Source organism: Amycolatopsis sp. NPDC059657, from assembly GCF_042734395.1.
Lineage (GTDB): Bacteria > Actinomycetota > Actinomycetes > Mycobacteriales > Pseudonocardiaceae > Amycolatopsis.
Window position 1 is genome coordinate 30,316 of record NZ_JBHWEB010000017.1, and the last position, 9,566, is coordinate 39,881.

Genomic DNA, 9,566 nt, shown 5'->3' on the forward strand with positions numbered 1-9,566 from the left:
CGTGGGTGTTGCGAACGGTGCTAACCGTCGGCAACACTCACGACGGATCCCGTACTTGATCATGTTCAAGTGACACGACCAGTGTGCTCGTTCCGCCGACCTCGTACGATGCGGCTGAAGGCACCAAGTCTGTTCGAGGAGGACCCACGATGCCCATCGCCACCCCCGAGGTCTACGCGGAGATGCTTGACCGGGCGAAAGCGAACGAATTCGCTTACCCGGCCATCAACGTGACGTCTTCGGAAACCCTGAACGCCGCGATCCGCGGGTTCGCCGAGGCGGAGAGCGACGGCATCATCCAGTTCTCCACCGGCGGCGCGGAATTCGCGTCCGGCCAGGCCGTCAAGGACATGGTCGTCGGCGCGACCGCGCTGGCCGAGTACGCGAACGTGGTCGCCAAGCGCTACCCGATCAACGTCGCGCTGCACACCGACCACTGCCCCAAGGACAAGCTCGACGGCTTCGTCCGCCCGCTGCTCGAGATCTCGGCCGAGCGCGTCAAGCGCGGCGAGAACCCGCTGTTCCAGTCCCACATGTGGGACGGCTCCGCGATCGACCTCGACGAGAACCTGACGATCGCGGCTGAGCTGCTTGAGAAGGCTCGCGCCGCGAGGATCATCCTCGAGGTCGAGATCGGCGTCGTCGGAGGCGAAGAGGACGGCGTCGAGGCCGAGATCAACGAGAAGCTCTACACCGCCGAGGGCGACTTCCTGAAGACCGCCGAGGTGCTCGGCACCGGCGACAAGGGCCGCTACCTGCTCGCCGCGACCTTCGGCAACGTGCACGGCGTGTACAAGCCCGGCAACGTCAAGCTCCGCCCGGACGTGCTGAAGGGCGGCCAGGACGTCGTCTCGGCCAAGCTCGGCCTCTCCGACGCGAAGCCGTTCGACTTCGTCTTCCACGGCGGCTCCGGCTCCGAGGTCGCCGACATCCACGCCGCGCTGTCCTACGGCGTCGTGAAGATGAACGTCGACACCGACACTCAGTACGCCTTCACCCGCCCGGTCGTCGACCACTTCTTCAAGAACTACGACGGCGTCTTGAAGATCGACGGCGAGGTCGGCAACAAGAAGGTCTACGACCCCCGCAGCTACCTCAAGGCCGCCGAAAAGGGCATGGCCGACCGGGTGCGCGAGGCGGCCGAGCACCTCCGCTCCGCCGGCCAGAAGCTCTAGCTCACGAAAAAATCCCAATGTGGCTTTCGTCAGTTTTCAGCTGACGAAAGCCACATTGGGGGTTCGAAACCTGACCAATGCCACATTGGGGCTAAGTCGAGGTGGGCTGCTCGCGGCGGGTGAAGAAGCGCAGGCCGACCCACCACAGGATCGCCAGGCCGACCAGTGCGATCGGGACCGTCCAGTAGGCGACCGGGGGCGCGGACTCCGTGTGCGCGTCGCCCAGGAACCACGGGCGTAGCTGGGACTGGATCCACAGCGTGCTGTAGCCGAATGCCGTGACCAGCAGCGCGCCCGCGCCCGCCGTGAGGAGCTTGTGCTCGCGGCCGATGCGGAACGCCAGGTCGACCGCGAGGCCGACAGCCAGCAGGTAGAACGGGACCGTCGGGACCGGGAAGCCGATGCCGAGCAGGATCGGCCACATGATCAGGCGGTAGGCCAGGTAGGCGCCCGCGACCGCGGTGGCTGCCCACTGCTTGGCGATCGTCTTGCGGGCCAGCGCCAGCACCAGCGCCGAGACACCGATGCCCCACAGCGGGTAGACCCACGACGGGATCGGCATCGTGAAGTGGGTGACCGCGGCCAGGTCGACCGGGTGGCCGATCTGCTTCGCGGCGAACGTCAGCAGCTCGTGCTCGGCCTCCGGCTCGCCGCGTTCCCACGCGCGCAGGCCGATGATGCCGTACTCCTGCTGGCCGTTCGAGAAGAACGTGTTCTCCAGCAGGAAGACCCAGAGTCCGGTGAGGACCAGCGACCGCAGGCGGCCGGGCGCGGAGAACTTCATCCAGCCGTCGATCACGCCGAGGATCATGATCTCGGTGCCCAGGTAGAGCATCATGTGCGACGGGCTCCACGCGGTCAGGTCGAGACCGTTGAGCCGGTGGTTGAGGATGTCGAGCGGCCCGGCGATGAGGAACAGGACCATCCCGCCCTGCATCAGCCGCAGCGACCGCTTGTCGCAGCCGAGGCCGGTGTAGCTGTGGATCGCGACCAGCACCACCAGGATGCCGGTGCCGACCGTGTTGATCAGGTGCGGCGGCGCGAGGTCGTCACGCAGGAACTTGAAGTGCCACGACATGTCCCAGGTAGACCCGAGCATCTTGAACGCGAACGCGATCAGCCACATCGAGTAGCAGAAGTTCAGTGCCCACTGCGGGGTCGGCTGACCCGGCGCGCCGCGGTGCCAGTGCTGCCTGAAGAACAGCCGCGTCTTGGCGATCGGGCTACGGGGAATGACGCCGGGCTCGACGACCCCAGACACGTCCACTGCCTTTGTCATGTCGCTAATCATCGCTTAGTCGACTTACCGATCGGTACCGGACCGCCGAAAAACCAGGGTTCACCCTGAGGAGTGACGAGTTTGCTTTCCGCGCGGTGGTCCGGGCATCCTCTGCCGCCATGATGCCGAAACGCTTTGTCGCCGCTGTCCTCGTCGGCTGCCTCGTGCTGGCCGCGGGCGGGGTGGTCGGAGCCCTGTTCTTCAGCTGAGCACAATGGGCTCATGACGCACAACCTGCTCGGCCCGGAGCCGACCTTGCTGCCAGAGCACACCGTCGCCCAGGCCGCACTCGACGCGGGCGTCGACCCGGCGGGCGTCGCGGCGGAGCACCCGTACTTCAGCGCGGCGTGGGCTCAGCTGGCGGAGTCCGCCTTCGAAGCCGGTGAGACGGTCGCCGCGTACGCCTACGCCCGCACCGGCTACCACCGCGGCCTCGACCAGCTGCGCCGCGCCGGCTGGAAGGGCTTCGGCCCGGTGCCGTGGTCGCACCGCCCCAACCAGGGCTTCCTGCGCGCGCTCGCCGTACTCGCGAAGGCCGCCGGGAAGATCGGCGAGACCGAAGAGTACGAGCGCTGCCGCACCTTCATCACCGACTCCGACCCGGCGGCCGCCGAAGCCACCGGCCTCGCCTGACCCCAGGGCAAGCTCAAAAAATCCCAATGCGGCATTGGTCAGGTTTCAGCACGCCAATGTGGCTTTCGTCAGCTCCGAGCTGACGAAAGCCACATTGGGATTTTTTTCGGCGGGGCTAGAACCAGCCGCAGTTGTTCGGGGCCGGGAAGCCCGCGAAGCGGCCTTCGAGCCAGGCGAAGGCTTCGGGGTACGCGCGGACCGCGCCGCCGACGTGGGTCGGCACCAGCGAGCTGCTGAACTGGACCTTCGTGCCTTTTGAGCACCAGGAGCGGGCCATCGTGCGGTCCTGCTCGTAGGGGACGATGTCGTCGAGGACGCTGTGCACGACCAGTACCGGCACGGTCGGCTTGAGCTTGCCGATCAGCTGCTGGCCGACGCGGGACTTGTACGGCTCCTCGCCGAGGTACGCGGTCAGCGAGCGGCCGTCGTTCGTCAGCGTCGACGACTGCGTGAACGCGTGCGCCGCGATCGCCTCGATCGTGCATTCGTTCTTGACCTGCTCGAACAGCTGCTTGCCGCGAGCGTTCAACAGGCCGGGGATGTTCAGCTCCGGGTACGCCGCGTCCATGCTGGCCAGCGCGAACCCGAGGAAACCGACCGCGTAGTGCCCGTCGAGGATCTTCGCCACCTCGGCCAGATCCGCCGGGACGGCGCCCGCGTACGAGCCCTTCAAGTTCAACTCCGGCGCGTACGACGGCTGCAGCTCGGCGGCCGCGGCCGAGGCCCCGCCGCCCTGCGAGTAACCCGCGGTGGCGACCGGTCCGCTGTCGGGCAGCCCGGCCTCGGGGAGCCGCTGCGCGGCGCGGATCGCGTCGAGCACGGCATGCCCCTGCGACAGCCGGTTCATGTAGGTGTGGACGCCAGGCGTGCCGAGGCCTTCGTAGTCGGTCACGACCACGCCGTACCCGCGGGTGAGCAGGCCCGCGATGAACGGGCCCTCGTACTCGAACCCGGCGGCCAGCGCCTTGGACGGCGCGCAGGAGTCGCCGATGCCCTGTGTGCCTGCCGCGTAGCTGACTATCGGGCGCTGACCTGCGCCGATCCAGGGACCGTTGGGGGTGAGGACGGTGCCGGTGACGGCCATCGGCCGGCCATGTGTGTCCGTACTGCGATACATGATCCGTTGCACCTTGGCGTCTGCCTTGATGAGCTTTACGGGATCGATGTAGAACTGCGAAACCTCGTGGCGAATGATGTCGCCATTCGCACCGGCGGGCAGCGGGGAGGGCGGGTCGTAGAAGGTGGTCGCGCCTGCTTGGGCGGGGGTACCCAGTAACGCGATGGAGACGGCCGCGACAAGGCCGAGACGAGAGAAAGTGCGCACGCTTGCTCCTCATTGAGCAGTCGGGGTGCTTGAGTTTTCGACACTCGTGTCGAAAAAGGATGAGGTGAGGTCCGCCACATGTCAACCCCCGCTCGTCGTGGACGCCCGCGCAAGCTCCCACTCGGTGAGCAGCGCGAACGCGTGTTGCGCGCGGCCGCGTCGCTCTACGCGCTGCACGGCGAGCAGGCCACCATCGAACAGATCGCGCGCCAGGCCGGCGTATCCCGGCAGTCGGTTTACGAGAGCTTCGGCGACCGGGCGACGCTGTTCACCGAGGTCGTGGCCGATGTCGAGGAGCGCTCGTTCGTCGGCATCGTCGCGCTCGCCCGCGAGAAGACACCGAACCTGCGGGCATGGGCGCGGATGAACTACGCGAACATGTTCGCCTTCGTCGCCGCCAATCCCGAGGCCTTCCCGGTGCTCCGCGAAGCGGAGAGATTGGGCAACCCGGCCCTCACCCGCCTGAGGGAGCGCCTCGCCCGCGTCTACACCGACGTCAGCAGGCAGCGCTGGGCCGAGCACGGCGTCGACGCGGGCCGCTCCGACAACGCGCTCGTCACGCTCTACTTCGCGATGACCGAGGCGCTCGTCCAGATGACCTGGGACGGCCAGGCGCCCGACGCCGACGCGCTGATCGACCTGCTCACCGAGTTCACCGTCGGCGGCATCACCCGGCTGCGCGAGCCGGATGTCGACGTCATCGATCGGCTGCGCTAGCCGCGTACAGGCAGATCGTGCCGTCCTTGATGGATTCGAGCGCGTATCCGGTCAGCCAGATTCCGAGCACCTGCGTGTAGAAGTTCGGCAGCTCGGCGAACGACTTGCCCGCCAGTGGATGATCGCTCAGTTCCTTGACGCCGTTCGCGTGCCGGATCCGTTCGGGGAAGCGGTATCCGGCCGCCGCCGCGGCCTCCCAGTTGGCGTGCTTGCGTGCCTGGAACGCGACGTCCGGATAGGGCGCGGGCCGGTCGTAGCCGGGTGTCGAGATGTCGATGCCCGCGTCGCAGCCCTTGAGCTCCTCGCGCAGGTGGATGAAGAAGATGTCGTTGACCAGCAAGCCGATGTCGACCGGCACGCAGTGATCGCCGATCTTCCTGGTGCCGGTGGTGCCGACCCGCCAGACGATCCGCTCGGCTGGCCGCGAGCCCCATGGCTCCAGCAGCGCGGCCGTCTCCCAGGCGAGCGTCTCGGCTTCCACGATGGACGGACCCAGCGCCTTGAGGTGCGAGCCGTCGGGGACGGCGTCGATCGGCGAATCCTTGGTGTGCCCGGTCCAACCGCAGTGACCGCAGCTCCAGCCGTCTTCCCACTCGTCGTCCCAGAGGACCCGCTGCGTGCCGGAGCCCTTGCAGCGCGGGCACGGCACGACATGCCGGAAGAACCGCCGAGGGTCATCGGTCAGGTCCACGTCGCCGAGTGCCGGTTCGAGCAATCCGCTGCGCAGTCCCGCGTAATCCACCAGCGGACTATAAGTCCTTCGCGAACGCCAGCAGACCGAATCCCGCTGGATCGTCCGCCGGGACGCTGCGGTATCCGGTGGCGAGATACAGCGAAGCGGCTTCGGGCTGTTTCGGCCCGGTGGTGAGGAAGATCCGGCGATAACCGCGTCGCTTCGCCTCGGCCTCAAGCTCGGAGAGCACCAGTCTCGCGAGCCCGCGACGCCGATGCGCCGACGCCGTCCACATGCGTTTGATCTCGGCGGTCTCGTCGTCGTAGTGCCGGAACGCGCCACCGGCGACGCTGACCTCGTCCTCGCGCACCAGCAGCAGCGCGCCACGCGGCGGCGCGAACTCCTCGGGCGGGTAGCGCTCCAGCTCCGAGTTGTCGCCGTAGCGGCTGTAGTACTCGTGGGCGAGCTCGTCCAGCAACGGCCGCACCTCGGGGTCGGTCACGGCGTACGGCCGCACTTCGAGGCTCACCTGGCGATGATCGGGCGTGAAAGTCCGCAAGGCAACGATGTCCGCCAAGTGGGAAATCGAGTAGTGGCCGCCGGAACCAGGCGTAGCTTCGGACGGGTGGCGTTCGAACTCGCGATCGTAGGCGCAGGCCCGCGCGGGATCTGTGTGCTGGAAAGGCTTTCCGCCAACGCGCCAGAGCTGCTCGGTGACCGGCTGGTGGTGCATCTGATCGACCCTTTCCCGCCGGGGCCAGGCCGGGTGTGGCGGTACGACCAGTCACCGCTGCTGCGGATGAACTCGATGCCGGAAGACGTCACGATGTTCACCGACGAGTCGGTCGAAATGTCCGGTCCGGTGCGCAACGGCCCGTCGCTGGCCGAGTGGGCCAAGAAGGTGCGTACGGGCAAGCTCGACGTCTCGATCCCCGACGACCTGCAGGACGAGTTGCGCACACTCAAGTCGACCTCGTTCCCGACGCGACGGCTGCAGAGCGCCTATCTCGACTGGGTGTACCGGCACATACTGAACACTTTGCCGGAGGGCGTCGAGGTCGTCGAACACCGCACGCACGCGGTGAACGTCACCGAAAACGTCGTCTGGCTCAAGGATTCGGCGGAGCCGTTGCGGGTCGACGCCGTGCTCATGACCGTCGGCCATCTCGACGCGTTGCCGGACGAGCGTGAGCTGGAACTGGCCGACTACGCCGTCCGCAACGACCTCGCGTACTACCCGGCCGGCTACACCGCCGACGTCGACTACGCGGGCGTGCCCGCCGGCGAACCCGTGCTGGTGCGCGGGTTCGGGCTCGCGTTCGTCGACTTGATGCTGCTGCTGACCGAAGGCCGCGGCGGCCGGTTCGAGGAGCAGCCGAGCGGCGGGCTCCGGTATCACCCGAGCGGGCGTGAGCCGGTGCTGCACGTCGGCTCGCGTCGTGGCGTGCCGTATCACGCGAAGACCGGCTATCGGTTGCTCGGAAAACCGTTGAAGCTGCCCAGATTCTTCGACTCGTACACCTTCGACAAGCTGCCGGAGCGGCTCGACTTCAAGCGTGATGTCTGGCCGCACATGGCCAAGGAGATCGCCTGGGGCTACTACAGCGAACTGTTCACCGGGCATCCCGATCGGGTGCGGCTGGACTTCGCGGTGTTCGCCGACACCTTCGCCGACACCGAATGGGACTCGCCGGAAATGCGTGCCCTGATCGAGAAATCGGTGCCCGCGCTCGAAGACCGGCTCGACCTGGAACAGCTCGATCGGCCGCTCGCCGGGTTGCGCTTCGCGACGGGCGAGGAGTTCGGGAAGCACGTCCGCGAGTACGTCGAGCATGACTTGTCGCGCCGCGCCGATTCGGAGTTCAGTGCGGATCTCGGCGCGTTCATGGCGCTGCTTTCGGTGTACCACCAGCTGCCGGCGCTGGTCGGCACCGGGCGGATCACGGCGCGCAGTCAAGTGTCCGAAATGGACGGCTGGTGGCACGGCTTCTTCAGCTACTACGCCAGCGGGCCGCCACCGCGCCGTCTCGAAGAACTGATCGCCTTGCACCAGGCAGGCCTGGTTTCCTTCGCCGGCGCGGAAATGCGGATCACCGCCGCCGACGGGGTGTTCGTCGGCAGCAGTGAGAGCTTCCCCGGCGAGGTGCGCGCCCGGACACTGATCGAAGCGCGCCTGCCCGAACCGAGCGTGAGCCGCGCCTCGGACGTGCTGCTGCGAACCCTGCGCGACGCCGGTGACCTGGTCGAGGAGTCCGTGCTCGACGCGGCCACCGGCGAACGAGAGGCCTCCGGCCGCATTCACACCAGGGTCGGCGACTCGCGGCTGCTCAACGCGAGCGGCGACGCGCACCCTCGGCTGTTCGCGGTCGGCCCGCACACGAGCGCGCGTTCGGCGGCGGCGTTCACCCGCCCCCGCACGAACGCACTCCCGTTCCGGCAGAACGACGCCGTCGCCCGCGAGATACTCGCCCTTACGACGCCGGCGGGGTGAAGACGCCGAAGTGGTTGCCCTGTGGGTCGAGCAGGTCGGAGAAGACCAGACCGGCAGGCGTGGTCTTCGGCGGCACGAGCACCTTGGCGCCGCGCTGCTCGGCCTCGGCGACCGTCTTCGCGGTGTCCTCGACGAGCACGTAGAAGATCGCGTGGTTCGGCACTTCGCCGCGCGTGTCGAAGAGGCCACCGGTGGGGTGCGTGGCGCCGGGCGTGGTGACCTGCGCGTAGCGGCCGTCGGTGTCGGCGTCGCCGTCGACTTCGAAGGACCAGTCGAACAGCTCGGTGTAGAAGCTCTTGGTGGCGGCCGGGTCCGCGCTGCCGATCTGGAACCAGGTGACACTGCCGAATGCCAGTGCGGTCATGGGATTTCCTCCTGTTGTCTTGCTGGTGAACCTCACTTTCGTCCTCGTTCGCGACAGCCCTATGTCGGTGTTTCTCAGCCGAACCGTGCGACCTGGATCACATGGTCCGGCACCTCGGGCAGGGTGAGCACGCGTTCCGGGACGGGCTCGCCGAGATCGTTCGCCGTCAGGATCCGGTCGACCCGGAACACACGCAGGTCGTCGCGCAACCGGCACCAGCCGACGAGGTACCAGCCCTTCGGCGCGGCCATGAAGATGACGGGCTCGACGTCCCGCTCGGTCAGCGTGCCGTCCTTGTCGGCGTACAGCAGCCGCAGCACACGCTGCTTGGCGAGCGCCTCTTCGAGGATCGACGGCACCGGCTGCCGCGGCGCGGGCGCCGAAACGGGCGCGAGGTAGCGGACGCGATCGGCGAGTTCGGTCGCGGCGGCCGCCTCCCGCACGGGCATCGCCGCGACGATCTTGCGCAGCGCGCTCTCGGCCGCGCGGGCGAACGGCGAGCTGTCCGCGTCCCGCAGCGCGACCGCGACGGCCACCGCCTCGGCAGGCGTGAAGTTCAGCGGTGGCAGTGTCCTGGTCCTGTCGAGCGTGTAGCCGCCGCGGCGGCCGACGTCGGCGTAGATGGGCACGCCGGCCTGCTGGAGCGCGTCGAGGTCGCGCTCGATGGTGCGCACGCTGACCTCGTAGCGGTCCGCGAGCTGGCGAGCGCTGCGTCTTCCTGGCGCGACCGCCCGCAGGTCTTCGACGATCGCGTAAAGCCGGTCGGTTCGGTTCACGCCCCCGACGCTAGCCACGGCCACCGACAGTTTCGGGTCGTGTGTGGGTGGGGGGGGGGGGGACACAGGCCGCGGCACAAACAACACAACCAAACCCACCCCCCACCAAACCCGCGCGCCAACGCGGCCCGCAG

10 protein-coding genes are annotated in these 9,566 nt (G+C 67.9%); 4 read left to right on the forward strand and 6 right to left on the reverse strand.

The window, feature by feature from the left end; all coding sequences use genetic code 11:
* Positions 1-149 precede the first annotated feature (149 nt).
* Positions 150-1,175: a class II fructose-bisphosphate aldolase gene (fbaA, locus tag ACFV15_RS11825; protein WP_378350187.1), complete on the forward strand. Its 1,026-nt coding sequence runs from the start codon at positions 150-152 to the stop codon at positions 1,173-1,175.
* A 91-nt stretch (positions 1,176-1,266) separates the two neighbouring features.
* Here the strand turns inward: fbaA and ACFV15_RS11830 are convergent, their stop codons facing one another.
* Positions 1,267-2,454: a hypothetical protein gene (locus tag ACFV15_RS11830; RefSeq protein WP_378350188.1), complete on the reverse strand. Its 1,188-nt coding sequence runs from the start codon at positions 2,452-2,454 to the stop codon at positions 1,267-1,269.
* Positions 2,455-2,676: 222 nt separating this feature from the next.
* Here ACFV15_RS11830 and ACFV15_RS11835 point away from each other — a divergent pair, with 222 nt between their 5' ends.
* Complete coding sequence (locus ACFV15_RS11835; protein ID WP_378350189.1) at positions 2,677-3,087, forward strand: DUF3151 domain-containing protein; 411 nt, start codon at positions 2,677-2,679, stop codon at positions 3,085-3,087.
* 115 nt (positions 3,088-3,202) lie between these two features.
* On the opposite strand, the gene ACFV15_RS11840 is transcribed toward ACFV15_RS11835, so the two are convergent.
* Positions 3,203-4,411: a lipase family protein gene (locus ACFV15_RS11840; protein ID WP_378350190.1), complete on the reverse strand. Its 1,209-nt coding sequence runs from the start codon at positions 4,409-4,411 to the stop codon at positions 3,203-3,205.
* A 78-nt stretch (positions 4,412-4,489) separates the two neighbouring features.
* On the opposite strand from ACFV15_RS11840, the gene ACFV15_RS11845 reads away from it, so the two are divergent.
* The gene (locus tag ACFV15_RS11845) at positions 4,490-5,128 is read left to right on the forward strand and encodes a TetR/AcrR family transcriptional regulator (RefSeq protein ID WP_378350191.1); all 639 of its coding nucleotides are present in this window, start codon (positions 4,490-4,492) and stop codon (positions 5,126-5,128) included.
* Here the strand turns inward: ACFV15_RS11845 and ACFV15_RS11850 are convergent.
* Both ACFV15_RS11850 and ACFV15_RS11855 read right to left on the reverse strand, forming a co-directional pair.
* Positions 5,109-5,870, reverse strand: coding sequence for a hypothetical protein (locus ACFV15_RS11850; protein WP_378350192.1), 762 nt, complete (start codon positions 5,868-5,870; stop codon positions 5,109-5,111). The two genes, ACFV15_RS11845 and ACFV15_RS11850, sit on opposite strands and share 20 nt — an antisense overlap.
* A gap of 7 nt (positions 5,871-5,877) precedes the next feature.
* Positions 5,878-6,330, reverse strand: a complete 453-nt coding sequence (locus tag ACFV15_RS11855; RefSeq protein ID WP_378350193.1) for a GNAT family N-acetyltransferase — start codon at positions 6,328-6,330, stop codon at positions 5,878-5,880.
* A gap of 96 nt (positions 6,331-6,426) precedes the next feature.
* On the opposite strand from ACFV15_RS11855, the gene ACFV15_RS11860 reads away from it, so the two are divergent.
* Complete coding sequence (locus tag ACFV15_RS11860; protein WP_378350194.1) at positions 6,427-8,292, forward strand: FAD/NAD(P)-binding protein; 1,866 nt, start codon at positions 6,427-6,429, stop codon at positions 8,290-8,292.
* Here ACFV15_RS11860 and ACFV15_RS11865 read toward each other — a convergent pair.
* Both ACFV15_RS11865 and ACFV15_RS11870 read right to left on the reverse strand, forming a co-directional pair.
* Positions 8,273-8,656: a VOC family protein gene (locus ACFV15_RS11865; protein WP_378350195.1), complete on the reverse strand. Its 384-nt coding sequence runs from the start codon at positions 8,654-8,656 to the stop codon at positions 8,273-8,275. The two genes, ACFV15_RS11860 and ACFV15_RS11865, sit on opposite strands and share 20 nt — an antisense overlap.
* Positions 8,657-8,730: 74 nt before the next feature.
* Positions 8,731-9,432 carry a helix-turn-helix transcriptional regulator gene (locus ACFV15_RS11870; protein ID WP_378350196.1) on the reverse strand — a complete coding sequence of 234 codons (702 nt, stop codon included), beginning with the start codon at positions 9,430-9,432 and terminating at the stop codon, positions 8,731-8,733.
* Between the last annotated feature and the right edge of the window lie 134 nt (positions 9,433-9,566).